This is a genomic window from Streptomyces sp. SCL15-4 (genome assembly GCF_033366695.1).
GTDB lineage: Bacteria > Actinomycetota > Actinomycetes > Streptomycetales > Streptomycetaceae > Streptomyces.
Window position 1 is genome coordinate 975,370 of the sequence record NZ_JAOBTQ010000001.1, and the last position, 24,310, is coordinate 999,679.

The window sequence follows — 24,310 nt, forward strand, 5'->3', positions numbered from 1 at the left end:
GCCCGGGGTCAGGCCGCCGTACCGGGCAGGTGGTACACGTGGAAGGCCTGTCCGATCACCGGCTGGGCGACATTGCGCACGCGGACCCCGCCGGTGGTCATGCCGTGCTCGGTGCCGGCGTGGGCATGACCGTGTACGGCGAGATCGGCGCCCGCGGTGTCGATCGCCTCGGCGAGCAGATAGCTGCCGAGGAACGGATAGATCTCCAGCGGCTCCCCGGCCAGCGTGTCGGGCACCGGCGAGAAGTGGGTCAGCGCGATGCGGACGTCGCAGTCCTGCTCCTCCAGCTCCTTCAGGGCGCTGTGCAGGCCGTCGGCGCACCGGCGGGTGTAGCGGACGAACTCCTTCATCAGGGGTTCGCCGAACTCTCCGGCGCAGCGGCCGACGAAACCGCCGCCGAAGCCCTTGGTGCCGGCCACTCCGATCCGGGCGCCGTCGGCGGTGACGACGGCGGCCTGTCCTTCGAGGACGTGGGCGCCGGCGTCCCGGAGGATCGCGGTGACCTCCTCGGGCCGTTCGTCGTGGTGGTCGTGGTTGCCGAGTACGGCGACGACGGGCACCCCGAGGTCCTTGATCTCGCGGGCGACGACCGCGGCCTCCTCCGGTGTGCCGTGCCGGGTGAGGTCGCCGGCGAGCAGCAGCACGTCGGCGCACGCGGGCAGGGTTTCGAAGGAGGAGCGCAGCGTGCCCTGGCTCTCGGGGCCCATGTGAATGTCCCCGACGGCCGCGACGCGGATCATGTCAGGTCCTCTCCGTGGTCGGGCGAGGCCGTCCCGGCGATGAGCAGGTCGCTGTGGACCGGGTGCCCCGCCAGTTCCTCGCGGGCCATGCGCAGGATGTCGTCCCGGCACTGGGTGGACGGCACGGTGCCGGTGAGCAGGACGACGTCGCCGCGCAGTTCGAGTCGTACGCCGAGTTCGCCGAGCTGCCCGGAGGCGAGGTGGTCGGCGAGATGGGCGACGCGGTAGTCGAGGTTCCCGGCCGCCGGCGGGGGCGGCGGGCTCGTGTCGGTCATGGCTGCCCCTCCTGGGCGTCGATCACGTTCAGCCGTTCGAGGAGGAAGAGGAAGGCGGCGGGCATCGGCTCGGTGCCGCAGGCCGTGCGGACCGTGTCCCAGTCGACCTTCTCGCGGACGGCGCGGGCCACCGGCAGCACGGAGCCGAAGTCGCAGTAGTGCTCGGAGAAGGCGCTGATCAGGCTCCGGATCAGGTCGGTCGGGCTGAGCACGGGCATGAGCACCGAGTCGACGGGCAGGACGTGGGCCCGGTCGAGCATCTCCCGGGTGACGGGCTGGTGGGCCAGGGAGAAGATGATGTCGACGTTCTGCCCGTGGCAGGTGGTCTTGATCAGCCAGTCCTCCGGCGGGACCCGTACGTCGAGTCCGGCCTGCCGCAGGCTGGCGGCCACCGCCTCGGCGTCGTCGGGGAGGATGGCGAAGTCGGCGTCGTGCTGGAGGTAGCGGCTGCCGCCGTGGGCGTAGACGGCGACGCTTCCGGCGAGCGCGAAGGGGTGTCCCGCGCGTTTGAGGAGGGCGCCGATCTGCTTGGCGGCCTCCAGGATCGCCTGGCTCCGGTCGTGCGGCAGTTCCGCCGGCTCCGGGCCGGAGGCGACCGCCGGCTCGATCGGCTCCGGGCCGTTCGCGGGCCCGTCCTCGGCGGCCTGGGAAGCGGCAGCGGGCCGGGGCCCGGGCGGCTCGGAAGCGGAAGCGGGCCGTGGCTCGGGCGGCTTGGAAGCGGGGCGTGGCCCGGCCGGACCGGAAGCGGATGCGGGTCGCGGCTCAAGCGAACCGGAAGCGGACGTGAGTGGTGGCTCGGTGGGGGTGGGCGCGTGGCCCGGCTCCTCGGGGGCGAGGCGGAGTTCGGTGAACTCCGGTCGCCGGAGGTGCGTGGTGTCCTCCCCGTCGTGCGTCATGACCTCTCCATTCGGCACCCTTGCGACCCGGGCCGCCTGATCGGCCCGGGGGTCGTACGGGTACCCGGGGCGCCGCCCGCGACACGGCGCCCGGCAAGGGTTCACTCCTCCACGACGAGCGCCGGCGTGCCGGCGGTGAGGATCTCCCCGCGGAAGAAGGCCGGATGGCGGCGTCGCATCACCAGCATGATCACCGCGCCGAGGAGCAGCAGGCCGACCCCGATGACGAAGACGGAGCCGATGCCGAGGACGGCGGAGCCGCTGCCGTAGGCCGGGTCCCACATGTCGTACAGCGTCTTGCCGAACACGGCGGTGAGCAGCAGTCCGCCGAGCACCGGGAAGACGCCCTTGAAGAGGGCGTCGCGGGCGGAGCGGGTGAGGTCGCGGCGGAAGAACCAGGCGCAGGCGAACGCGGTCAGCGCGTAGTAGAAGCAGATCATCAGGCCGAGGGCGTAGATGGTGTCGACCAGGACGTGCTCGCTGAGCAGCGACATCACCGCGTAGAAGACGCCGGTGGCGATGCCGGCGGTGACGGTGGCCCGGCCGGGGGTGCGGAACCGTTCGTGGACGCGGGCGTAGGAGGCGGGCAGGGCCTGGTACGTCGACATGGCGAGCACCGTGCGGGCGACCGGGATGAAGGTGGTCTGGAGGCTGGCGGCGGCCGAGGCGAGGACGGCGGCGAAGAGCAGGATGCCGCAGAGGTGGCCCATGACCGGGCCGGCCAGGGCGGCGAAGACGTTGTCGGAGGTGTCCGGGTTGGCCAGGCCCAGGCCGTGGGTGCCGGAGCCGACGGCCATCTGGGCGGCGACACCGGTGACGAGGTAGGAGCCGACCAGGACGACCATGGCGATCAGGGCGGCCCGGCCCGGGGTCTTCTCGCTGCCGACCGTCTCCTCGTTGGCGGTCAGACAGGTGTCCCAGCCCCAGTACATGAAGATCGACAGGGACAGTCCGGCGCTGAAGGAGGCGAAGGAGTCCACCGCGAAGGGGTTGAGCCAGGACCAGGAGAAGCCGGTGTGTCCGGGGAAGGCGCCGGTGCGGGCCTTGTCCAGGGCCAGGGCGACGAAGAGGACGAGCACCACGAGCTGGAGACCCACCAGCGCGTACTGCACGCCCTTCGTCGTGGTCATGCCCCGGTAGCTGATCGCGGTGGCGGCGGCGATCAGGGCCAGGCAGGTGAGGATGTGCACGGCCTTGTCGCCGTCGAGGCCGGAGACGGCGTCGCTGCCGGTGATCTCTCCGGCGAGCAGCCAGAAGTAGGTGGTGGCGACGCCGGCGAGGTTGGACAGCACGATCACGGTGGCGATGACCAGGCCCCAGCCGCACATCCAGCCGACGTGCGGGCCGAACGCCTTGACCGTCCAGGTGAAGGAGGTGCCGCAGTCGGGCACGGCCTTGTTCAGTTCACGGTAGGCGAAGGCGACCAGCAGCATCGGGAGGAAGCCGGCGAGGAAGACGGCCGGCATGTGCAGGCCGACCTCGCCCGCGGTGGAGCCGAGCGTGGAGGTGAGGCAGTAGACCGGGGCCACGGTGGACAGACCGATGACCGCGCTGCCCAGCAGGCCGATGGAATCGCCGCCGAGGCCCTTGCTCCGTACTCCGTCGCCAGGTGCCGTGTCAGGGGGGTCCGGCGTCATTGCCGTCTGTGTCATGACACAGCACGCTAAATGCTGCGATTTCGGTTGAAGGTGGTTCAGAACACCCGCGAAGTGCCTTTGTTTCGTAGGCCGAATTGGCAAACCAGCCGGTATTTGAATGGAGAATGACGCTAGTCGATCCGCTTGATGAAGGCAAGGCGATCACCGTCCGGTATTCGGGAACCGAAGAGCCACCCGGAATGTCCGATTCCAATTCTTCCGGTGTGACGTGCGTCGCTTCCACCCCGGGCGCACGCTGGGGTCATGGCATCCCGGCCCGGACGCGCACGACCGCGGCAGCCGTGGCAGTCGGCGCGCGCGCTGCCGGCCCTCCCCGTCGCGCTCATCGCGGTGATCACCGTGGTGGACATGCGGGCGCCCTACGACGTCCACCTCGGCCCGGCCCTGGTGATCGCCCCCGCGCTCACTCCTTCCTTCGCCGGCCCCCGCACCACCGCCGGCATCGGTGCCCTCGCGGTCGCCGCGCAGCTGCTCATCGGCGTCACCCACGGCGGGCTCGGCACCACGAACCACATCGTGCAGATCGTCACCCTCGCCGTCCTCGTGGTGCTCACCGTCGTCTACAGCGCCCTGCGCGAGCGGCGGCAGGCGCAGCTGGCCCGGGTCCGCACGGTCGCCGAGGCCGCGCAGCACGTCCTGATGTGGCCGCTGCCCGAGCGCATCGGCACGCTGCGGATCGCCTCGCTGTACCTGGCCGCCGAGGACGAGGCCCAGATCGGCGGCGACCTGTACGCGGCGGCGGCGTGCGACGGCACGGTACGGATGCTGATCGGGGACGTCCGGGGCAAGGGGCTGCCCGCCATCGGGGAGGCGGCGCTGCTGCTCGGCGCCTTCCGGGAGAGCGCGCACCGGCACATCCCGCTGACGGAACTGGCCACCGCCCTGGACCAGAGCATCACCCGCTACGCCGCCGAGCTGGACCCGCCGGAGGAGGAGGGCGAGCGGTTCGCCACCGCGCTGCTCGTGGAGATCCCGGACCGCGACCCGGTGACCCGGATGACCAGCTGCGGCCATCCGCCGCCGCTGCTGCTGGGCCCCGGCCACGTCGTCACGGCCCCGGCCCTGCATCCGTCGCCGCCGCTCGGGGTGCAGTACGGCATCGGGCACACGCTGGACGTGTTCTCCTTCGAGCCGGGCGACACGCTGCTGCTGTACACCGACGGGGTCGTGGAGGCCCGGGACGCGCACGGCCGGTTCTATCCGCTCGCCGACCGGGTCGCGCGGTGGACCGGGGACAGCCCTCAGGCGCTGTTGCACCACCTGCGGCGCGACCTGCTCGCCCACGCCGGCGGCCGGCTCGGCGACGACGCCGCTCTCGTCGCCCTGCACCGCGCTCCCGCCGAGCGCCGCCGCCACCACGGGTGAGGGGCCGCCGGCGGGGCGGCGGGGGCGTTCACCCGTCCGTGTGGCGATGTTCAGCCCGGAGGGTGGCCCGGCACGGCGCGGCATTGCGAGAATCTGCGGCGCCCGACGCCGGACTTCCCCGCCCGCCCGGACCCGAGTGAGGTTCCCGATGTCCGTACGACCCCTGCCCGCGCGACGCCTCCTCGCGCCGCTGCTCGCCGGCCTGGCCCTGCTGCCCGCGCTGCTGTCCCCGGGAGCCGCGCACGCGGCGCCGGACGCACACGCGCCGGTCCGTTTCGACCTCCAGGCGCACCGCGGCGGCCTCGGCATGACCACCGAGGAGTCACTGGAGGGCTTCGGCAAGGCGCTGCGGCTCGGGGTGTCCACACTGGAGCTGGACACCCAGGTCACCCGGGACCTGAAGGTGGTCGTCAACCACGACCGGCAGATCAGCGGCGTGAAGTGCCGGGACACCGGCCCGGTCACGCCCGGCGACCCGGTGTACCCGTACGTCGGCAAGTACATCAAGGATCTGACGCTGGCTCAGATCAGGACACTGGACTGCGGCTACCGGCAACTGCCCGGCTTCCCCGAGCAGGAGGTCGTCGTGGGCTTCCGGATGGTGGAGCTGAGGGACGTCCTGAACCTGGTCGAGCGCTACCGCGCACGGAGCGTGAAGCTCAACATCGAGACCAAGGTGGAGGCGGGCGCGCCCGAACAGACCGCGCCGCGCGAGGTGTTCGTCCGCCGGGTGTACGAGGAGATCCACCGCTCGGGCGTCGAGCGGCAGGTCACCATCCAGTCGTTCGACTGGGGCGCGCTGAAGGTGATGCACCGGCTCGCGCCGGCCTGGCCGCTGGTGGCGCTGACGAACCACGACTTCCTCCAGGTCGGCCGGCCGGGCGCGTCCCCGTGGCTCGGCGGGATCGACGCCGACGACTACGGCGGCGACTTCGTCCGGGCGGCGGCGACCCTGCCCGGCGTGACGACCCTCTCCCCCAACTACGGCTTCCCGCAGAGCGGCAAGGTCGGCGATGCGGGTTTCCGGTTCTACTCCGACGCGGCGATGGTCGCCGAGGCGCACGCCCGGGGACTGAAGGTGGTGCCGTGGACCTGTGACGACCCGGCGACCGTCGAGGCGCTGATGGACCTCGGCGTCGACGGGATCATCACCGACTACCCCGACCGGGTACGGCGGATCATGGCCGACCGGGGTATGCGGCTGCCGCGTTCCTACCACCCGCACGGCCGCGCCTGACCGGTGTCCCGGGGGCACGGGTGCGGGTCCCGCCCCGAATGGGGCGGAGCGGGACCCGCACCCGGGTCAGCGGGCCGGCTTCAGGCCGGTGATCTTCCGGGTCTTCAGGTCGGACTGCACGTCGATCCGGCTGACCTGCGGGTGCCGGCCGTCGCTCCAGGTGAGCGTGACCCTGCATGTGGCGTGCCCGGCGCCGGAACCGGTGTAGGCCACCTTCCACTTCACCGGCACGTTCTGCGCGAACAGGATGCCGTCGGCGTGCTCGCGCCGCTCGTAGGCGGCGACCGTCTTGCGGGCGCCGGCGGAGAGGTAGAAGCCGCGCAGGGCCTTGGCGCTCGCCGCGGCCGAGGGGTCCTCGGCGGCCCAGACGGCGTCGATGTAGGCGCCGTAGAAGTCGGCCACGTGCTGGGTGACGTCCCGCGGATCGCCCTGGGCGGACGAGGACACGGCGGCGGCGCGGGGGGTGTGGCTCGTGGTGCCGCCCGCGAGGGCCGGGGTGACGGCGGCCAGGGTGAGGCCGGCCGCGAGGGCCGTGGCGGTGAGGAGGGTCTTGCGGGTGCGGTCGGACATGCGTCTCATTCCCCCGGATTCTCCGCGACCGGGCCATCCCGGCCGTCGACGGTCCTTAAGACCGCTTTCCGGGCCCTCCGGTTCCGTGTTCCGGGAGGCGGTTTCCTCGGTCCCGCCGGGGCGGGCGCTTCCGGTCGTTGCAGGGGCTGTCTTCCGGCCGCCGCGGGTGCGGCGACCGCCCGGCCCGTCGTACGGCTCGTCGTACGCGTCGTACGACGAGGGACGGGGCCGGGGTCCGGGAGGTGGGTCGGACCCCGGCCCCGGGTCTGTCAGGGCTTGCGGGCCACCGCGCCGTACATCGCGATGTCCTCGTCCCGGATGCCCTGCTCGCCGCTGCCGTCGGGATGCCACTTGTGGACCTGGACGATGCCGGGTCCGACCAGGTCGAGGCCGTCGAAGAACTCGTGGGCCTCGGCCAGGGTGCGCAGCCGCATCGGCATGTCGCGGGCCGCGTACTCGCCGGCGACCCGGCCCACCTGCTCGGGGGCGAAGTCGGCGGTGCCGATGGACATCGCGAGGTGGCTGCCGGAGGGCAGCGGCTCCAGCAGCCGGCGCACCACGCCGACCGCGTCGTCCGCGTCCAGCATGAAGTGCACGATCGCGATGACGGTGAGGGCGACGGGCCTGCTCAGATCCAGCGTCTCGCGCAGCTCGGGCGCGCTCAGGATGGCCGCCGGATCACGGAAGTCGGCCTCCAGGTACCCGGTCCGGCCCTCGGGCGCGCTGGTCAGCAGGCCCTGGGAGAGGGTGAGCACGATCGGGTCGTTGTCGACGTAGACGACCCGCGACTCGGGAGCCACGGCCTGGGCGATCTCGTGCAGGTTGGGAGAGGTCGGGATGCCGGTGCCGATGTCCAGGAACTGCCGTATGCCCGCCTCCTCGGCGAGCCTGCGCACCACACGGTTCATGAAGTCGCGGTTGGCGCGCATGTGCACCGGCAGCGCGGGCCACTCCCGCACCATCGCCTCGCCCGCCTCCTTGTCGGCGGGGTAGTAGTCCTTGCCGCCGAGTATGTAGTCGTAGATGCGGGCGGAGTGGGCGTTCTCGGTGTCGATCCGGTCGGCCGGCCATCCGTTCTCGGGCAACGCCGTGTCTCCCATTCGGGTCGTGGTCGGGCCCTCGCGTCGACGTGCGGGGGCGGATGCGCGGGGTGGTGCGAGAAGGCGGACGGGATCGGCGGCTCACCACTCCTTGCGCAGCGCGGCGAGCAGGGTCTCGGTCGTGCGGGCGGACGGCGCCTGGGCGCTCAGCCGGTCCAGGGCCTCGCGGTAGACCACCACCTCGTCGGGCTTGTCCAGGTACTGCGCACTGGCCAGTCCGCTGAGGTAGGCGATATCGGGCAGTTCACGGGCCCGGAACCGGAAGAGGTGGAAGGCGCCGGCCCACAGCGCGGGATGCGGTCCGTTGGCGAACGGCATGATCTGCACGGTGACATGGGGCAGCCGGCCCACCTCGATGAGGTGGTCGATCTGCGCACGCATCACCTCCGCGCCGCCGAGCGGCCGGCGCAGCACGGTCTCGTCCATCACCACCCACAGCCGCGGCGGTTCCGCTCCGGTCAGCAGCTGCTGGCGGCGGGTGCGCAGCGCGACCCGGCGTTCGGTGATGTCGGCGGGCGCGTGCGGGTAGGACGCGGCCAGCAGGGCGCGGGCGTAGTCCTCGGTCTGGAGCAGGCCGTGCACGAACTGGTTCTCGTAGCCGCGCAGTTGCAGGGCCGCCTGCTCCAGGCTGAGGTAGGCGGGCAGCCAGTGGGGCAGGATGTCGCGGTAGGTGTGCCACCAGCCGCGTTTGTTGGCCTCGCGCACGGACTGCAGGAAGGTGTCGATCTCCTCCCGGTCCACGACGCCGTAGACTTGGAGGAGTTTCTCGGCGTCCGCGAGCCGCAGCCGGGCCACCTTGGCGGCCTCCATGCGGCGGATCGTGGAGTGGCTGACCCCGATGGCCGCGCCCGCCTCGGCATAGCTGAGCCCGGCCCGGGTGCGCAGTTCCTCCAGGCGTCTGCCGAGGATCATGCGCAGCACGGAGGGCGCGCCGCCCCACGTGGTCTCCACGGTCACGCCCACCCCCCTCGTCAGCCTCCGGTCGTCCGCGCAGGCGGACCGGTCCGGCCCATTCGATCACGTTCCGTCGGATGCAGCATGCACTTCGCCACTTGCAAATTTCAACTTGCCGGTTGCGTGGCTCGGTTGGCAGGTGCCAGAGTGGACCCGCCGCCCGGCCCGGCCCACGGGGCAGGCGGCGGGTCCGGCTCGGCGGGCGAACAGGCCGCCACCAAAGCTTTCGGGCAGGTGGCAAAGGCGTCCGCCACCCGAGCGGCCGGTCCCGCCGACCGCGCTCACGAGGCCGGACGAAAGACGCACGGCGACGACTCCGTCCCGTCCCCGACGGCTCCCCCGCCCGGCCGCCGGCCACCGACCGCAGCGGACCGCTCCCGCGCGGCGGGGGTCGCGGCGCCGCCGGGCGGGGCGAGCGTCACGCCGCTGCGTGCGCACATCGCGGCGCCGCCGGGACTCCTGCGGCACCGGCCGCCGGGCTGCGAGCAGTCTCCGCACCGGCCGCCGGTCCCGATCCGCGCCGCTGAACCATCCGGAGGCGAGCGTCCCGGCCGGCTCGCCTTGGGCGATCACCCGTGATCACCCCTTGGGCCGCCTTCTCCTACGGCGTCCGGCCCGGCCGGGGACGGAGGAGCGGGCGGTATCGGCCGTGCTCGACCGCCATAGCGGACATATGCTGCGAAATGCCGCACCGAAGGGAGTGCTCATGGCCGACACGCCCACCGACCCCGCCGCCGCGCCGGTCCCGCAGGATCCGCCCGTCCCGCAGGACCCCTCCGCGTCGACGGCGCCGCCCGGCCCTCCCGCCGGCGAGCTGACGCTGCGCCCGCTCGGCTTCGAGCACCTCGCCGCCGTACTCGACCTCGGCCACCGGGTCTACGACACCGACGCGATGCCCTACACCGGCTGGTCGCTGTCGGCCGTCGCCGGCCACCTGGACGCACCGGACCCGGCCTGCTTCGTGCTGCTCGACGGGGACCGGGTCGCCGGGTTCGTGCTCGGTTCGCTGTCCTTCGAGCAGCGCGCCGACTGGGGGTACCTGGAGTGGATCGCCGTCGACCCCGGCTACCAGGGGCGCGGGGCGGCCTCCCGGCTGGTGCGGGAGTGCTGCGCGCGGCTGGCGGAGGCCGGCGCGGTGTGCGTGGTCACGGACGTGGAGCGGCGCAACACCGCCTCCGCCGAGCTGATGCGCCGCAACGACTTCGTGGAGGAGGCCAGCGTCAGCCTGTTCGTCCGGCCGCTCACCGACGCGCCCGCGCCGGGCACGGGCCGGGCCCGGGGCACCGCGGGGCCGCGCCGCCACCTCACCCGCGCGGCGGCCGAACGGGTCCGCTGACCCCGGCCGGGCTGTCGCCGTCCGGTTTGCGCCGGGCGATGCGGCGTCGGTCCGGCCAGCGCACGTCGTAGGCCCAGCCGAGGCGTTCGAACCAGCGGATCAGCCGGGCACCGGCGTCGAGCTGGCCGGTGAGCACGCCGTGCCGGGCGCTGGTGGGGTCGGCGTGGTGCAGGTTGTGCCAGGACTCGCCGAAGGACAGCGGGGCCAGCCACCACACGTTGCCCGAGCGGTCCCGGCTGCGGAAGGGGCGGGAACCGGTCACGTGGCAGATGGAGTTGATGGACCAGGTGACGTGGTGGACCAGGCAGATCCGGACCAGTCCGGCCCAGAACAGGGCGGTGAGCGCGCCCTGCCAGGACCGGGTGAGCGCCCCGCCGAGCAGGGCGGGCAGGGCGAGGGAGACGAGCACCAGCAGGCCGAAGCGGCGGGAGATCAGCATCAGGGCGCGGTCGCGGACGAGGTCGGGCGCGTAGGCGCAGGGCGAGGCGTGCTCGGTCTCGAACAGCCAGCCGAGGTGGGCGTAGAGCATGCCCTTGGCGAGGGCGCGGGGCGAGCGGCCGTACCGCCAGGGCGAGTGCGGGTCGCCGTCCCGGTCGGAGTACCTGTGGTGCTTGCGGTGATCGGCCACCCAGATGATCAGCGGGCCCTGTACGGCGAGGCTGCCGGCCAGCGCCAGGGCGATCCGCAGCGGACGGCGGGCCTTGAACGAGCCGTGCGTGAAGTGCCGGTGGAAGCCGACCGTGATGCCGAGCCCGCTGACCAGGTAGAAGGCGACGGCGAGCGCGAGGTCGACGGGGCTGAGCCCGTGCCGCCAGGCCAGCGGCACGGCGGCGAGCAGGGCGAGGAACGGTACGGCGACGAAGACGCCGATCATCAGCTGCTCACCGGTGGGCCAGGACCGGCCGCCGGCCGCCGGCGGGACGGTGTCGGAGATCTCCGCGGACATGCAGGTCCTTTCTCGGCCCCGGTGGACTAGTCGACGGCGGTGAAGGCGAGGACGGCGTTCTGGCCGCCGAAGCCGAAGGAGTTGCTGACCGCCGCCCGGGTCCGGTGCGGGCGGGGCACCTTGGTGACGATGTCCAGGTCCATCGCCGGATCGAGGGTGTCCAGGTTGGCGGTGGGCGGGATCAGCTGGTGGCGCAGGGTGAGCACGGTGCAGGCCGCCTCGATGGCCCCGGCGCCGCCGATGGCGTGCCCGATGGTGCCCTTGACCGCGGTGACCGGCGGGGGACGGCGGCGGAAGACGCGGTGCAGCGCGTTGTGTTCGGCGGCATCCCCTTGAGGGGTGGCGGTGCCGTGCGCGTTGACGTGGTCGATGTCCTCGGGGGCCAGGCCGGCATCGGCGAGGGCGGCGCCGAGGGCACGGGCGGCGCCGTCGCCGTCGGGGCGCGGGGCGGCGAAGTGGTGGGCGTCGCAGGAGGCGCCGAACCCGGCGAGCAGCGCCTCGGGCCGTGCGCCCCGGGCGCGGGCGTCCTCGGTGCGTTCCAGGACGAGGACGGCGGCGCCCTCGCCGAGGACGAAGCCGTCGCGGTCCCGGTCGAAGGGGCGGGAGGCGGCGTCGGGGCTGTCCGCGCGGCGGGACAGGGCGCGCATCTGGGCGAAGCAGGCGGCGGTCATCCGCAGCCGGGCCGACTCGCTGCCGCCGGCCAGGACCAGATCGCAGCGGCCGGACAGCAGCCAGTCCCGGGCCAGGCCGAGCGCGCTGGTGCCGGAGGCGCAGGCGGTGCTGACGACCATGTTGGGGCCGAGCGCGCCGAGGTCGAGGGCGATCTCGGCGGCGGCCATGTTGGGCACGCTGCGGGGCAGCGCGAGCGGGGAGACGCGCTCGGGGGCGGCGTCGGCGAGCCGGTCGAACTCGGCCTGCCAGCTCTGCATGGACCCGGTGCCGACACCCATCACCACGCCGACGCGGGCGCCGTCCCAGCCGGCCGGTGCGAGGCCCGCGTCGGCGACGGCCTCGCGGGCGGCGAGCAGCGCGAAGGTGGTGAACCGGTCGAGCCGGCGGGCCAGCCGGTGCCCGAGCGCACCGGCCGCGTCCAGGCCGGGCACCTGGCAGGAGAAGGCCACGGGCAGTCCGGCCAGGGCGGGGTCGGGGGCGGCGGTGGACTGCCCCGCGCACAGTCCCGCCCAGGCCGCGTCCCGGCCGATGCCCGCCGGAGTGATCAGACCGAGTCCGGTGACGGCGACGGGGGCCCGGGACGGACCTGCTTTCACCTGCTGCATGAGCCGTGATTATCCGGACCGCGGGGGCCGGTCACGCGCCGCGACAGCTCGACCGACGCGGGATGACACCCACTACCACCCGGATGCGCGAACCTGCCGCACCGCGCGGCCACCGGGCCCTTTGGGGGTGGCCGGGACGGGCGGGGCCGGCGGGGACGGACGAGGGCGGCGGGGACGGGGTGGGCCGGGCGGAACCGGCGGGGCCGGCCGGGGAAGCGACCAGACGAGACCGGCGAGGCCGGCCGGCGGGGGGCGACCAGACGAGGGCGGCGCGGCTGCCCGGGACGGGGGTGGCCGGCGGGACGGGTCGACCGCCACGGACGGGGTCGGCGGGGACGGGGCCGGCCGGGACGGGCGGGGTCAGCCGATGTCGGCGGGACCAGTCACCGCCGGTGCGTCTCATCGGCGCCGGCGGCGGCCGGTGGGGCGTCGTCGTGTCCCTCGGATGCGCCGTCGCCGCCGGGCCGCGCCCATGCCGGGGCCGCGCGTCGGCACGGCGGCGCGCACTCCCGTTCTTTCAGCCATGGCGTTCCATACGCCGGTTCCGCCGGACACGCCCCGGCCGTCCGGTGCCCGATCCGCCGACCCGGCAAGCGGCGTCCGCTCGCAGCGGCATGGCCCCCGCGCCCGCCCGGCGGCCCGGTTCCCGCCGACGCCGCGGATCTTCGGCACCGCCCTGGTGGACGTCGCACGACGACACACGCCTGAGGTCCTCCCGGCACGCGCGGCCACTCGGACCCACCCTCCGTCCGCCGGAGTCAGTGGTCCGCTCCGCCTGCGTCCGGCGCCTCCGCCAGGGCCCGGACCGCGTTCGTCCAGGCGTCGGCGAGGGCGGTTTCCAGGGTGTCCAGGGGGTGGTCGGAGGTGTCCAGGCGGACGGCGGGGCCGATGTGGACGTGGACGTGCGGGCGGCGCAGGGGCGCGGTGGCCCAGCCGGCGAGTTGCTTGGCGCGGCTGCCGGAGGAGACGCGGCGGGCGCCGGCGTGTCCGACCGGTATCACCGGTGCGCCGGTGGACAGGGCGAGCCGGACCACCCCGGACTTCAGGCGGCCGGGCGGACGGTCGTGGGAGGCGCGGTAGCGGGGCAGGCCGCCCTCGGGGTAGACGAGCACGTGCCGACCGGCGGCCAGGGCGTCGGCGGCGTGCCGGAGGGCGTCCGGGGCGCGGCGGCTGCCCCGGTGCACGGGAACGTAACCCTCCCGGGTGAGGGCCCGGCCCAGCAGCGGCACCCGCCACAGTCCGGCCGTGGCCAGCACGGCGGGACGCAGGCCGAGCCGGTGCAGGGTGCCGATGAGCAGGACCGGGTCGAAGAACGAGGTGTGGTTGGCGGCGAGGACGCATCCGGTGCCGCGCGGCCCCGTCAGATTGCCGGCACCGGTCACGCTCGTGTCGCTGAAAACGGGCACCAGGGCCCCGGCCCACGCCGCCAGCATCGGGCCCTCCTCTCCGCCGCGTCCGGACGCCCATCGTCACCCGTGCGCCGCCCGCCCGCACACCTCCTGCCCCGAATGCCCGTCCGACGTGCGAGGACCGTGGGCCGGTGGCTGAATGACCGGCATGGACTTTCTCGCCGCGTACGACGCGGTCCCGCGGGACGACGTCCCGCAGCGGGTGGCCCTGCTGCGGCGGGCCATGGCGACCGGCAGGGCGGCCCTGTTCGCCGAGCTGCGCGCGCACCGGCCGGTGTTCCGCACGCCCGTCGGTGTGTTCGTCACCCGGCACCCCGATGTGCTGGAGGTGCTGTCGGCGCCGGAGACGTTCACCGTGGGGGTGTTCGGCCCGGTGCTGGAGGACGTGCTCGGCGGGCCGTTCGTCCTCGCCCGGGACGGCGCGGACCTGCACTGGCGGGAGCGCGGTTACGGGCAGCTGATGCTCGCCGCCGAGGACGCGCCCCGGGTACGGGAACTCACCGCGCGGATCGCCGACGAGGTGCTGGACGAGGCGACCGGCCGGGGCGCGGACACCTTCGACCTCGTCCAGGACTACGCCCGGCTGGCCGCCGCCCGGGTCGCCGTCGCCTATCTCGGCTTCACCGGCATCGAGGAGGAGACGCTGCACTCCTGCACGCGCCGGATGCAGTGGGCGTTCGCCGTCAACCCCGACCGCGACCCCGGGATCCACGCGGCGGGCGTGGCCGCCGGCCGGGAACTGCGCGACCGGGTCGCCGAGGTGATCGCCCGCCGCCGGACCGCGCCGCGCGGTGACGGTCCGGACGACGTGCTGGGCCGGATGCTGGACACCCGGCTGCCCGCCGGATACGGCTTCGACGACGAGCGGGTCAACGCCAACCTGGTCGGCTACCTGACGGGCTATCAGCAGAACGCCACCCAGTGCACGGCCACCGCGCTCAAGGAACTCGCCGTGCGCCCCGAGGTGTTGGCGGAGGCGGAACGCGCGGCGGGCGAGAGCGACCCGTCCCGCTTCGACGCCTATGTGTGGGAGGCGCTGCGCTTCCATCCGTTCGTGCCGGTCACACCCCGGCTGTGCGTACGCGACCACCTGCTGGCCGCGGGCACCGGCCGGCAGACCCTCATCCCGGCCAAGAGCGTGGTGCTGGCCTGCTTCGCGTCGGCGATGTTCGACGAGGACGTGCTCGACGCACCCGGCGAGTTCCGGCCCGGACGTCCGCCCGCGCACAACCTCGTCCTCGGCTACGGCGCCCACGACTGCGTCGGCCGGTACGCGGCCCGGGTCATCGTGCCCGAGCTGGTGCGGCGGGTGCTGCTGCGCCCCGGCGTGCGTCCGCTGCCCGGCGCCGAACGCGCCCTGGACTACGCGGGCACCCCGTTCCCGCAGCACTACACCGTGCGCTCCGGCCGCAGCGCCGTGGCCGCGCCCTGACCCGGGATCCGAGCGATCCGCGAACCGACCGGAGGACCGATGACCGTCACCTCCCGCCCGCCCCAGCCGGGGGCACCGCCCTGGACCGGGGCCAGGGACCGGTCCCGGGACGGGCTGCGCAACCGCTTCGAGACGCATGTGCTGACCCACTACGGACCGGCCTGGCAGACGGCCCAGCGCAGCCGGTGGCTGCGGCGCAGGCTCAACTCCAAGCTGACCGACCTGGCGGTGCTGAAGGCGCCGCCGCGCCCCAACCCGCTGAGCACGAAGGCCCCGTACACCACCTGGGACTCGCTGACCGACCGGTCCTGGGTCGGCCGGCACCTGCCGCCGGTGACCGGTTCGCGCGGGGTTCTGCCCGCGCCGGAGCGGGTGGCGGAGCTGTTCCGCCGTGAGGGCGAGGGCCGTTCCTGCGCCCGGTCCACCGCGCTGCTGCCGGCGTTCGCGCAGTGGTTCACCGACGGCTTCCTGCGCGGTCACGCGGCCACCGGCGACCCGCGCCGCACCGACTCGCCGCACACCCTGGACATGTGCCAGCTCTACGGCGACCGGCCGGAGGTCACCGCCTGTCTGCGCGCCTTCCGCGGCGGCCGGCTGAAGAGCCGGATCGTCGACGGCGGCGAGTTCCCGCCCGCCCTGTGCGAGAACGGGCGGATCAGGCAGGAGTTCCGGGCGATCCGGCCGGTGCGGTTCGACGAGGTGCCCGAGGAGTTCGTGGACACGCTGTTCGCGTGGGGCGGGGAGCGCGCGCACGCGCACATCGGGCCGATGGCGCTGAACGTGCTGTTCCTGCGCGAGCACAACCGGGTCGCCGGCGTCCTCGCCGCCGCGCACCCGGACTGGGACGACGAACGGGTCTTCCAGACCACCCGCAACACGCTGATCGTGCTGATGATCCGGGTGATGCTGGAGGAGTACATCAACCACATCACGCCGTACCACTTCGGTTTCGTCCTCGATCCGGTGCGCACCGACCGCGGGGTGTGGCACCGGGAGAACCGGGCGACGATCGAGTTCAGCCTCGTCTACCGCTGGCACAGCCTGATCCCGTCGACGTACGCCATCGCCGGCCGGCCGGTGCCGCTCGCGCACACCATCGCCAACGGACAGCTCGTCCTGGACCGGGGCCTCGGCCCGCTGTTCCAGGACCTCTCCCGGCAACCCGCCGGTCTGTCCGGGCTGTTCAACACCGACCCGCTGCTGCTGCCCATCGAGGAGCGCAGCGTCGCCGTCGGCCGGGAGCTGCGGCTGGCCTCGTACAACGACTACCGGGCCCACTACGGCTTCCCCCGGGTCACCGACGCGCGGCAGATCTCCGGCGACCCCCGCGTCCAGCAGGCGCTGCTGGACGTGTACGACGGTGACGTGGACGCGATCGACCTGCACGTCGGGCTGTTCGCGGAGGAGCCGGAGCCCGGGGCGATCTTCGGGCGGCTGCTCGAGCGGATCATCTCCGTCGACGCGTTCTCCGAGGCGCTGAACAACCCCCTGCTCGCGCCCCGTCTGTTCGGGCCCGCCACCTTCTCCCCGGAGGGCTGGGAGATCATCCGGCGCACCCACGGCTTCTCCGACCTGGTGCACCGCAACCTGCCCGAGGACAAGGGGCGTTACGTCGTCTCGCTCGGCCGGAGCGCGACCGAGGCCCGGGCCGCGCTGGACTGAGACCGGGCTCAGTCCCCGGCTCGCGCGTGGAGGCGCAACGCCTCGGCTGCGGCGCGCAGTTGCCCCGCAGCCGTGGCGCAGGCGGCGGCCTGCCGGGCCAGGGTCGGGCGGCTCCACTCCGGGGCCGCCGGAGCGCCGGCGAGCGTGTCCGCGGTGGCCCGCAGCCGCCGGGCGTACTCCTCCATCAGCTCGGCGTCCGACCGCAACGCCTCGGCGCGGTCCAGGAGTTCGGTGTCGGAGGACGTGACTTCGGGGGACTCGGTCACCATGGCGGACTCCCGTGGGGGTGTGGGTGCGTCAGCGCGGCAGGACGGCGCCGGCGCTGCGGTGGAGCATGAACTGCGGGGAGGCCAGGACCAGTCGGGGGCTGGCCGTGGCGATGCCGAGCCGGCGCAGGGGCCCGGCGAGGGGTTCGGCCGCGCCGGTGTCCAGCCGCAGTCGGATGCCGCCGCCGCTGTGCAGCCGCAGCCCGCCGTGGGCCCGGACCAGGGTGCGGACGGTGCTCTCGCCCCGGCGGCCGTAGAGGATCCAGTCGGCCTCGGGGCAGCGTGCGCCGGGCCCGAGGCGGCCTTCGACGGCGAGGCCGAGGTCCGGGGCGCGGACGGCGAGGTCCCGGCCCGTCAGCCTGGCCTCGGCAGGCGCCCGGAACGCGGGCTGGCCCCAGACCTCCCGGGCGACGGTCCGGGCCTCCTCGGTGGTGACGGCGAGGGAGAGGACGTAGCGGCCGGTGCGCCTCAGGTCGGCCCGGCGCAGCAGGTCGAGGACGACGTCGTAGGGGCGCGGCCGCCACAGGTCGTCCACCAGCACGGAGAGGGCGATCTCGGTGTACGGGCCGATGGTGGTGCAGCGGTGCTCGTACAGCGACAGCACCGCCAGCGCGTGCCGGCCGAGCCGGCTCGGTGTCATCCAGGTGACGCCGGGCAGCAGGGCGCGGGCGGTGTCGGCGTCGACGGGGAAGCAGAGGTGGGCGGCGGAGGAGTCGTAGTAGCGCACGGGCACGTCGACCGGGCCGGCCGTGGTGGGCACCGAGGTGGTGGGCAGGGTGAGGAAGGGATAGCCCTCGGGCGGGTTGGCGCGGTCCTTGAGCTGGTATGCCTGGGTGCGCACGACGGGGCCGCGATAGGGGGTGAGGGCCTCGTCGACGCGCTCGCGGGCCTCGGGAACGACGGTCCGCAGGTGCTCGATGTACTCGTGGAGCATGTGGCAGAGCGGGAACTCGTGGGTGGGTCCGGTGTAGTCGACCTCGTACCAGTTCGGATGCGGGTCGAACGCGGAGCCCGCGCCGCGGCCGTCGAGGACGGGCACGATGTCGTGCTGGTTGGTGATGCTGGCGACCCAGGTGCGCGGGTCGGCGGGTTTCTTGGTGTCGACCGGGGAGCCGACGGCGACGACGTGGGTGACGCGGTAGGTGCGGCAGAACTCCTCGCTCTGGGCGAGGTTCATCACGGCGATCCCGCCCTCGCTGTGCCCGATCAGCGCGAGGTCGGCGCCGCGCGGGATGCCGTAGTCCCGCAGCGCGAGCAGGATCGCGCGGGTGTACGGCGAGTCGGGCATGAACAGGTTGCGCCAGGCGCCGATGAAGTCCTGCGGGGAGTCGGTGCGGGGGCGGCCGGGGGCCATGCCGGGCGCCTGGAGGACGTAGCGGACGACACCGTCCGGGCCGCGCACGTTCTGCAGCAGGATCCGTCCGTCGGTGGAGAGCATCTCGATGTTGCGCAGGAAACCGAGGAAGGACCCCTTGGTGGCGATGACCTGCCGTTCCTGGTCGGTGAGGCCGACGGGTTCGGCGGCACCCTCGCCGCGGTCCAGGCCCGCGAGGTGGGCGGCGCTGACGCCGTGCAGCGGGTCGGCGGACAGTTCGCGGCCGGTGGCCAGCGCCCAGCCGGTCTCGTCGTTCTTCGGGTCCTCGTCCAGCAGGGCACGGATGGCGAGGAGTTCGGCCATCAGCGGGGCCAGCCCGGACAGCGCGCGCTGCGCTCCCTGGTCGCGGAACAGGGCGCGCAGGGCCCGTACGGCCGCCAGGTCCTTGTCGGCGGTGACGGCCTCGGTCAGCCGGCGCATCCCGGGATCGCGCACGAACTCGGGGTGGTCGACCAGGACGGCGGCGATCCGCAGCCGCAGCGAGGTGACCGCGACCAGCGCGGCCAGGCTCTCCCGGCCGAGTGCCTCGCCGGCGGCGCCGAGGACGTGGCCGACGCCCTTCGGCGCGGTGATCGCGGAACCGCCGAGGCCCTGTTTGCTGGTCAGGGCGCGCAGCATCGCCCACCGGGCGGCCAGGCCGGTGCGGGGGCGGCGGCGCGCGGAGGCGGTCAGTGCGGGCCCGAACAGCGTGGTGCTGGTGCGCTCGGACACCGCGCGGATGCCCTCGGCCACCTCCACGACGTCCCGCGCGCAACCGCGCAGCAGGTCCCTGGCGTCCCGGCCGTCCGGCGCGGGCCGTCCGGGCGCGGTGCCGTCCGCTCGCATCCGACGCTCCCTCGGCTAGACGACATGGGGAGGTACCGGGGCCGGACCGGCGGGCACGGCCCCGCTCCCATGGTCGGCCCGCAGGACCGCGTCCGCACCTTCATCCATCCAGGTAGAGGATGCCGCCGGGTGCCGTACTGCCCGCCGAGCCTGGGCTCGACGGGCATACGGCTGCCACATAATCCCCGCACATGACCCCCTGTACTCCCCCGCCTCTCCTCGCGGGAGGCGCGCCGTGACCCTGTCCCCCGAACGCCCCGAGGGCCTGGGCGTCCCGCTCCCGGACACCGTCCCGGTCGGGCTGCCGCTGCGCGCCAACACGCTGCTCCTGATCGTGGTGGCCCCGCTGGCCGTGCTGGCGCTGGCCCTGCCCGTCGCCCTGGCCGGCGGCTGGGGGCCGCGCTGGTACGACGCGGTCCTCGGCGCCGGGATGTACGCGCTGTCCATCATGGGCATCACCGCCGGCTACCACCGGCACTTCACCCATCTGTCGTTCAAGGCGAAACGGCCGCTGCGGATCGCCCTCGGCATCGCGGGCGGCCTCGCCATGGAGGGCCCGGTGACCCTGTGGGTGGCCGAGCACCGGCGCCACCACCAGTACGCGGACCGGGCGGGCGACCCGCACTCGCCGTGGAAGTACGGCACCACCCGGCGGGCGCTGCTCAGAGGGCTGTGGCACGCCCAGGTCGGCTGGTTCTCCTCGCCGATCCGCTCCCACTACCCGCGCTACGCCCCGGACCTGCTCGCCGACCCGGACGTGCGCCGCCTGGACCGCTGCTATCCGCTGACCATCGCCGTCTCGCTGGCGCTTCCGCCGGCTCTGGTCCTGGCGGCCACCCAGGACGGGCGGTCGGCGCTGGTCACGTTCTTCTGGGCGAGCCTGGTGCGGTACGCCGTCGTGCACCATGTCACCTGGTCGGTCAACTCCGTGGCGCACGCCTTCGGTCCGCGCCACTACAGCACCCGTGACCAGTCCCGGGACGTGCCCTGGGTGGCCATGCTGACCTTCGGCGAGGGCTGGCACAACCTCCACCACGCCGATCCCAACAGCGCCCGGCACGGCGGGCTGCGCGGCCAGCCGGACCTCACGGCGTGGCTGATCGCCCGCTTCGAGCGGTGGGGCTGGGCGTACGACGTGCGCTGGCCGGACGGACGGCGGATCACCGCACGGCTGCGCGCGGAGGCGGCCGGGCGCCGGGTGCCGCACCGTCAGCTGCCGGTGAAGTAACGGGAGAACGGCGTCGAGTCCACGGCGAACAAGCCGTTGAAGGGCTGGTTCAGCTCGAAGACCAGCAGCACGGTGAAGGTGATGAGCGCCGTCAGGCCCATCACCATCACCACGTGGGTGACGCTGCGCTGTACGCCGAACAGGAACATGAAGGCCACGGTCAGCAGGCCGCCGACGATCAGCCCGAACCACAGCACGGGTGACAGGGACTCACCGACGTCCGCCTCCCGGCCGCGCCGGGCGTCGTCCAGGGCACTGAGCTGGGCCAGTGCCTCCTGGAGCGTGGCCTGCTGGGCGAGAGTGGCGCCGGCCGGGACCTGGCCGGCCGCTCTCAGGTCTTCCAGCAGGTCCCAGCCGCGCCGGCCCGGCGGCTGTCCGACGGTCATGGCGGGCCACTCCTCGGACACGACGTGGTGCGCGTACGCGTCCACGGCGTCCCTGGCACGTTCGCCCGCCGGCGCCGGCAGCCCGGCGGAGAGCAGCCGGATCTGGTGGGCGGCGCTCGCCTCCGCCTGCACATGCTCCTCCGCGGCGGACCGGGCCTCCCACACGGCCACCAGCGACAGACCGAGCACGAGCGCGTAGAGCACGCTGACCATCATGGCGATGTACTCGGCGACGTCCTCCCTGGGTTCGTCGTCCGGGGCCGGGGGCCAGAAGCGGTGTTTGATCACCACGACGCCCGCGGCGACCACGGCGATCCCCAGAACGATGGCGAAGGTCTCGATCATCGGCGTGGTCTCCTGTCGTCTGGAGGTGCTCGGTCCGGGAACGGGGGCGGGAGTGCGGGCGGACGGGCGAGGTCGGCGATCACTTGCCGATGCGCCGGGAGCCGAGCAGCGCGGCGGCGAGGGCGGCGGGGATCAGCAGCAGGAACAGCACGGCGAGCAGACCGAGCCCGGTCGGCCGCCCGCCGGGCCGGAGGAACCGGGACATGATGGACGGGGCGCGGGGGGCCGCGGTGGGACGCCGGGTCGGGGGGTGGGGCCGGGGGTTGGCGGGGGTGGTGGACTGGCCGCCGGTGGTTTGACCTCCGGTGGACTGGCCGCCGGTGGACTGGCCTCCTGTTGCCTGACTGCCGGTGGATTGGCCTCCCGTTCCCTGGCCGCCGGTTGCCTGGCCTCCCGTTGCCTGGCCGCCGGTGGACTGGCCGCCGGCTGCTTCGCCTCCGGTGGATTGACCGCCTGGTGCCTGGCCGCCGGTGCCTTGACCTCCCGTTGCCTGGCCGCCGGCTGCTTCGCCTCCGGTGGTCTGGCCCTGGCCTGCGGTGGCGCCGCCTTGACCGGCCGTGGCTCCGCCTTGACCGGCCGTCGTGCCGGCGACCGCTCCCGCTGTGCCGCCACCGGCCGCCGTTCCGGCGCCACCGGCAGCGGTCCCGCCGCCACCGGCCGCCGCCGCGCCTGCTCCGCCGACCGCCGCCGCACCGGCCGCCGCTGCTCCCCCGCCGGCAGCCGCCGCCCCGCCAGCCGCCGCGCCCGCTCCTGCGGCTGCGCCGCCGCTGCCCCGGCACCCGCAGCGGCACCGGCACCAGCACCAGCACCAGCACCAGCACCAGCGGCGGCTGCCCCGGCGGCGGCACCCCCACCGGCTCCCGCACCCGCGCCAGCCGCCACGCCTGCTCCCGCCCCGGCACCTGCGGCAGCACCGGCTCCTGCTCCTCCGGCACCGGCACCGGCACCGGCACCGGCGGCAACACCAGCACCCGCACCCGCGGCGACACCAGCACCGACACCGGCCGCGCCCGCACCGGCAGCCGCACCAGCTCCCGCCCCGGCCACTGCTCCACCACCCGCTCCCGCCACCGCACCGGCGGCAGCACCCGCACCCGCAGCAGCACCAGCACCAGCACCAGCCCCGGCCACTGCTCCACCACCCGCCCCCGCCGCGCCGCGGCACCGGCGGCGGCACCCGGACCCGCGCCGGCGACCGCACCAGCACCGGCCGCCGCGCCGCCCCCGCGGCTGCGCCGCCGCCCGCCCCCGCGCCGCCGGCACCGGCACCGGCGACCGCGCCGGGCACGGGCACGCCGGGCGCGGGCACGCCCGGGGCCGGCGCACCGGGCAGTGGCAGCGGTGGGGGCGGCGGGAAGACCACTCCCGGTGGAATCGGCAGCACCGGGGGGGCGGGAGGCGGCACCGGGGCGGGCGGCGGCGGGGGTGGAGCGGGGAAGGGCGGGGGTGGGGGTACGGGGACGAAGGTCGGGGGCGGCGGCGGTACGGGGACGGGGGTCGGCGTCGGCGGTTCGGGGAGCGGGGGCGGAGGAGGCGGAGGGGGCGGGTACAGGGTGAAACCGCCTGGTCCCCAGGCCTTGAGCTTCGGTGGCCACTCGGGGCAGCCGTCGGGCCGGAGCGTGGTGAGCCGGTCGGTTCCCTTGACGTGTCCCTCGCTGACGTACTCCCCCGGGGGCCGCTCGACGATCGCCACGCACCGCGCCGTCACGCCCGGTTCCAGGCTCGGGACGGTGTTGTCGCCCGTCGCGCAGACGATGGCGGGCGGCTGGAGGACCGGGTCGGTGAGCCGCAGGTCGTACACCGTGCGGTTGCCGGTGTTGGTGACGTCGTAGAAGACGGTGGCCCGGCCGAGGAGCAGGGCGCCGTCGGGGATCTCGCCGCCGGTCGTCACGGTCTCGGTCAGCGACAGCCGTCCGCCGACGCCGGTGTATCCGGAGCGGGCCGCCGCCCGGGACTCGTAGCCGAGCGAGGGGACGCTGCCGACGGCGGTGACGTCCGCGATCCAGGTGCCCTCGCGCGCGGTGGACCACGCGGTGCAGGTCGCCGTGTCCAGGCCGCGGAGCATGGGGAGGTGATCGCCGCCGCCGGGGCAGCGGATGACGGCGCCGGGCAGGCCGGGGTCGCTCACCCGGACGTCGTAGAGGTCGGCCCCGGTGCGGTTGATCAGGCGGTACGTCTTCACGAGCGGGTGTCCGACGCGGATGCCGGGCCGGGTCGCCGCCGTACCGGCCCGGGTGTTGACGGTGACCTCCAAGGCGAGGCCGTGGGTGCCCGCGCCGTCGGCGACGGCGCGGTCCACCGCTCCGGCCGACACGGCCATGATGAGCGGCAGCACCGCGGGGAGACGGGTCCCGACGGCCCGTCCGCATCCCCCTAGGACTCCCATGAACACGTAAATAGGATTAACAGGGCGGTAAGGGAGGCGAGATTCGCTCCACGCCGATCACGGGGTGTAATTGTATGAAGATCACTCCGGTGGCCGCGCGCCAGGCGCCGGGCCGCCGTTCAGTCGCCGGGCATCAGGCCCGCCGCGACCGTCGCGCCCAGTTCCCAGCACGCCTCGGTGTCGGCCTTGCCCGGCTCGCCGGTGACGGTCACCGGGTCGGCCGCCCGGCGCCAGCCGAGGCCCGTGGTGATGGTCTCGACGGCACGGACGGCGCCGGTGACGTCGTTGCCGCCGTGGACGTAGTAACCGAAGGGACGGCCCCTGGTCCCGTCCAGGCAGGGGTAGTAGACCTGATCGAAGAAGTGCTTGAGCGCACCGGACATGTAACCGAGGTTGGCGGGCGTGCCGAGCAGGTACCCGTCGGCCTCCAGCACGTCGGAGGCGGTGGCCGACAGGGCCGCCCGGCGGACGACGCGGACGCCCTCGATCTCCGGTGTCGTGGCGCCCGACACGGCGGCTTCGAACAGCGCCTGGCAGTTCGGCGACGGCGTGTGATGGACGATCAGCAGGGTAGGCACACCCGGCACCTTGCCGTGCGTCCGCCGTCGGCGCAAACGACGGACGGCGCCGGGCGGCGCGAGG

At 74.2% G+C, this 24,310-nt stretch carries 21 protein-coding genes; 6 read left to right on the forward strand and 15 right to left on the reverse strand.

Annotated features, from left to right (window positions below; translation table 11 throughout):
* Positions 1-8 precede the first annotated feature (8 nt).
* The 4 genes from SCK26_RS04065 to SCK26_RS04080 all read right to left on the reverse strand — a co-directional run bounded on the left by SCK26_RS04065 (position 9) and on the right by SCK26_RS04080 (position 3,563).
* Positions 9-740, reverse strand: a complete 732-nt coding sequence (locus tag SCK26_RS04065; protein ID WP_318199863.1) for a metallophosphoesterase family protein — start codon at positions 738-740, stop codon at positions 9-11.
* Positions 737-1,015 (reverse strand): BON domain-containing protein, encoded by a 279-nt coding sequence (locus tag SCK26_RS04070; RefSeq protein WP_318199864.1) that lies wholly within the window; start codon positions 1,013-1,015, stop codon positions 737-739. The genes SCK26_RS04065 and SCK26_RS04070 overlap by 4 nt, the downstream gene beginning before the upstream one ends.
* Complete coding sequence (locus SCK26_RS04075; protein ID WP_318205905.1) at positions 1,012-1,623, reverse strand: hypothetical protein; 612 nt, start codon at positions 1,621-1,623, stop codon at positions 1,012-1,014. The genes SCK26_RS04070 and SCK26_RS04075 overlap by 4 nt, the downstream gene beginning before the upstream one ends.
* Before the next feature lie 389 nt (positions 1,624-2,012).
* Positions 2,013-3,563 (reverse strand): APC family permease, encoded by a 1,551-nt coding sequence (locus tag SCK26_RS04080; protein ID WP_318199865.1) that lies wholly within the window; start codon positions 3,561-3,563, stop codon positions 2,013-2,015.
* Positions 3,564-3,812: 249 nt separating this feature from the next.
* Between SCK26_RS04080 and SCK26_RS04085 the strand changes: the two genes are divergently transcribed.
* Together SCK26_RS04085 and SCK26_RS04090 are read left to right on the forward strand one after the other, a co-directional pair.
* On the forward strand, positions 3,813-4,934 hold the full coding sequence (locus SCK26_RS04085) for a PP2C family protein-serine/threonine phosphatase (RefSeq protein ID WP_318199866.1): 1,122 nt from the start codon (positions 3,813-3,815) through the stop codon (positions 4,932-4,934).
* A gap of 148 nt (positions 4,935-5,082) precedes the next feature.
* Positions 5,083-6,171: a glycerophosphodiester phosphodiesterase family protein gene (locus tag SCK26_RS04090; RefSeq protein ID WP_318199867.1), complete on the forward strand. Its 1,089-nt coding sequence runs from the start codon at positions 5,083-5,085 to the stop codon at positions 6,169-6,171.
* Between the two features lie 66 nt (positions 6,172-6,237).
* Here the strand turns inward: SCK26_RS04090 and SCK26_RS04095 are convergent, their stop codons facing one another.
* The 3 genes from SCK26_RS04095 to SCK26_RS04105 all read right to left on the reverse strand — a co-directional run bounded on the left by SCK26_RS04095 (position 6,238) and on the right by SCK26_RS04105 (position 8,798).
* Positions 6,238-6,741 (reverse strand): hypothetical protein, encoded by a 504-nt coding sequence (locus SCK26_RS04095; protein WP_318199868.1) that lies wholly within the window; start codon positions 6,739-6,741, stop codon positions 6,238-6,240.
* Positions 6,742-7,010: 269 nt separating this feature from the next.
* The gene (locus SCK26_RS04100) at positions 7,011-7,826 is read right to left on the reverse strand and encodes an SAM-dependent methyltransferase (RefSeq protein WP_318199869.1); all 816 of its coding nucleotides are present in this window, start codon (positions 7,824-7,826) and stop codon (positions 7,011-7,013) included.
* Between the two features lie 96 nt (positions 7,827-7,922).
* Complete coding sequence (locus SCK26_RS04105) at positions 7,923-8,798, reverse strand: helix-turn-helix domain-containing protein (RefSeq protein WP_318199870.1); 876 nt, start codon at positions 8,796-8,798, stop codon at positions 7,923-7,925.
* Positions 8,799-9,501: 703 nt separating this feature from the next.
* Between SCK26_RS04105 and SCK26_RS04110 the strand changes: the two genes are divergently transcribed.
* A complete protein-coding gene (locus tag SCK26_RS04110) occupies positions 9,502-10,131 on the forward strand; it encodes a GNAT family N-acetyltransferase (protein WP_318199871.1) in 630 nt (209 codons plus the stop codon).
* Here the strand turns inward: SCK26_RS04110 and SCK26_RS04115 are convergent.
* The 3 genes from SCK26_RS04115 to SCK26_RS04125 all read right to left on the reverse strand — a co-directional run bounded on the left by SCK26_RS04115 (position 10,100) and on the right by SCK26_RS04125 (position 13,787).
* Entirely contained in the window at positions 10,100-11,077 is a 978-nt protein-coding gene (locus SCK26_RS04115; RefSeq protein ID WP_318199872.1) for an acyl-CoA desaturase, read from the reverse strand. The two genes, SCK26_RS04110 and SCK26_RS04115, sit on opposite strands and share 32 nt — an antisense overlap.
* Positions 11,078-11,103: 26 nt before the next feature.
* Entirely contained in the window at positions 11,104-12,354 is a 1,251-nt protein-coding gene (locus SCK26_RS04120; RefSeq protein ID WP_318199873.1) for a beta-ketoacyl-[acyl-carrier-protein] synthase family protein, read from the reverse strand.
* Positions 12,355-13,112: 758 nt separating this feature from the next.
* Positions 13,113-13,787 (reverse strand): lysophospholipid acyltransferase family protein, encoded by a 675-nt coding sequence (locus tag SCK26_RS04125; RefSeq protein ID WP_318199874.1) that lies wholly within the window; start codon positions 13,785-13,787, stop codon positions 13,113-13,115.
* Between the two features lie 124 nt (positions 13,788-13,911).
* Here SCK26_RS04125 and SCK26_RS04130 point away from each other — a divergent pair, with 124 nt between their 5' ends.
* Together SCK26_RS04130 and SCK26_RS04135 are read left to right on the forward strand one after the other, a co-directional pair.
* A complete protein-coding gene (locus tag SCK26_RS04130; protein ID WP_318199875.1) occupies positions 13,912-15,195 on the forward strand; it encodes a cytochrome P450 in 1,284 nt (427 codons plus the stop codon).
* Positions 15,196-15,234: 39 nt separating this feature from the next.
* The gene (locus tag SCK26_RS04135) at positions 15,235-16,857 is read left to right on the forward strand and encodes a peroxidase family protein (RefSeq protein ID WP_318199876.1); all 1,623 of its coding nucleotides are present in this window, start codon (positions 15,235-15,237) and stop codon (positions 16,855-16,857) included.
* 8 nt (positions 16,858-16,865) lie between these two features.
* Here the strand turns inward: SCK26_RS04135 and SCK26_RS04140 are convergent, their stop codons facing one another.
* The gene (locus tag SCK26_RS04140; RefSeq protein WP_318199877.1) at positions 16,866-17,126 is read right to left on the reverse strand and encodes a hypothetical protein; all 261 of its coding nucleotides are present in this window, start codon (positions 17,124-17,126) and stop codon (positions 16,866-16,868) included.
* Between the two features lie 28 nt (positions 17,127-17,154).
* Positions 17,155-19,323, reverse strand: coding sequence for an acetoacetate decarboxylase family protein (locus tag SCK26_RS04145; RefSeq protein WP_318199878.1), 2,169 nt, complete (start codon positions 19,321-19,323; stop codon positions 17,155-17,157).
* 235 nt (positions 19,324-19,558) lie between these two features.
* Here SCK26_RS04145 and SCK26_RS04150 point away from each other — a divergent pair, with 235 nt between their 5' ends.
* On the forward strand, positions 19,559-20,551 hold the full coding sequence (locus SCK26_RS04150; RefSeq protein ID WP_318199879.1) for an acyl-CoA desaturase: 993 nt from the start codon (positions 19,559-19,561) through the stop codon (positions 20,549-20,551).
* Here the strand turns inward: SCK26_RS04150 and SCK26_RS04155 are convergent.
* The 3 genes from SCK26_RS04155 to SCK26_RS04165 all read right to left on the reverse strand — a co-directional run bounded on the left by SCK26_RS04155 (position 20,533) and on the right by SCK26_RS04165 (position 24,246).
* A complete protein-coding gene (locus SCK26_RS04155; RefSeq protein WP_318199880.1) occupies positions 20,533-21,282 on the reverse strand; it encodes a DUF4239 domain-containing protein in 750 nt (249 codons plus the stop codon). The genes SCK26_RS04150 and SCK26_RS04155 overlap by 19 nt on opposite strands.
* 79 nt (positions 21,283-21,361) lie before the next feature.
* Positions 21,362-21,487, reverse strand: a complete 126-nt coding sequence (locus SCK26_RS04160; protein WP_318199881.1) for a hypothetical protein — start codon at positions 21,485-21,487, stop codon at positions 21,362-21,364.
* Positions 21,488-23,787: 2,300 nt separating this feature from the next.
* Positions 23,788-24,246, reverse strand: coding sequence for a flavodoxin family protein (locus SCK26_RS04165; protein WP_318199882.1), 459 nt, complete (start codon positions 24,244-24,246; stop codon positions 23,788-23,790).
* Positions 24,247-24,310 lie beyond the last annotated feature (64 nt).

What these genes read in the sequence shown, in the direction of transcription:
- SCK26_RS04145 (WP_318199878.1), bottom strand. Translation starts at nt 19,323, where the DNA reads ATGCGAGCGGACGGCACCGCGCCCGGACGGCCCGCGCCGGACGGCCGG.
- SCK26_RS04120 (WP_318199873.1), bottom strand. Translation starts at nt 12,354, where the DNA reads ATGCAGCAGGTGAAAGCAGGTCCGTCCCGGGCCCCCGTCGCCGTCACC.
- SCK26_RS04110 (WP_318199871.1), top strand. Translation starts at nt 9,502, where the DNA reads ATGGCCGACACGCCCACCGACCCCGCCGCCGCGCCGGTCCCGCAGGAT.
- SCK26_RS04125 (WP_318199874.1), bottom strand. Translation starts at nt 13,787, where the DNA reads ATGCTGGCGGCGTGGGCCGGGGCCCTGGTGCCCGTTTTCAGCGACACG.
- SCK26_RS04070 (WP_318199864.1), bottom strand. Translation starts at nt 1,015, where the DNA reads ATGACCGACACGAGCCCGCCGCCCCCGCCGGCGGCCGGGAACCTCGAC.
- SCK26_RS04085 (WP_318199866.1), top strand. Translation starts at nt 3,813, where the DNA reads ATGGCATCCCGGCCCGGACGCGCACGACCGCGGCAGCCGTGGCAGTCG.
- SCK26_RS04090 (WP_318199867.1), top strand. Translation starts at nt 5,083, where the DNA reads ATGTCCGTACGACCCCTGCCCGCGCGACGCCTCCTCGCGCCGCTGCTC.
- SCK26_RS04065 (WP_318199863.1), bottom strand. Translation starts at nt 740, where the DNA reads ATGATCCGCGTCGCGGCCGTCGGGGACATTCACATGGGCCCCGAGAGC.
- SCK26_RS04130 (WP_318199875.1), top strand. Translation starts at nt 13,912, where the DNA reads ATGGACTTTCTCGCCGCGTACGACGCGGTCCCGCGGGACGACGTCCCG.
- SCK26_RS04160 (WP_318199881.1), bottom strand. Translation starts at nt 21,487, where the DNA reads ATGTCCCGGTTCCTCCGGCCCGGCGGGCGGCCGACCGGGCTCGGTCTG.
- SCK26_RS04080 (WP_318199865.1), bottom strand. Translation starts at nt 3,563, where the DNA reads ATGACACAGACGGCAATGACGCCGGACCCCCCTGACACGGCACCTGGC.
- SCK26_RS04115 (WP_318199872.1), bottom strand. Translation starts at nt 11,077, where the DNA reads ATGTCCGCGGAGATCTCCGACACCGTCCCGCCGGCGGCCGGCGGCCGG.
- SCK26_RS04135 (WP_318199876.1), top strand. Translation starts at nt 15,235, where the DNA reads ATGACCGTCACCTCCCGCCCGCCCCAGCCGGGGGCACCGCCCTGGACC.
- SCK26_RS04155 (WP_318199880.1), bottom strand. Translation starts at nt 21,282, where the DNA reads ATGATCGAGACCTTCGCCATCGTTCTGGGGATCGCCGTGGTCGCCGCG.
- SCK26_RS04095 (WP_318199868.1), bottom strand. Translation starts at nt 6,741, where the DNA reads ATGTCCGACCGCACCCGCAAGACCCTCCTCACCGCCACGGCCCTCGCG.
- SCK26_RS04140 (WP_318199877.1), bottom strand. Translation starts at nt 17,126, where the DNA reads ATGGTGACCGAGTCCCCCGAAGTCACGTCCTCCGACACCGAACTCCTG.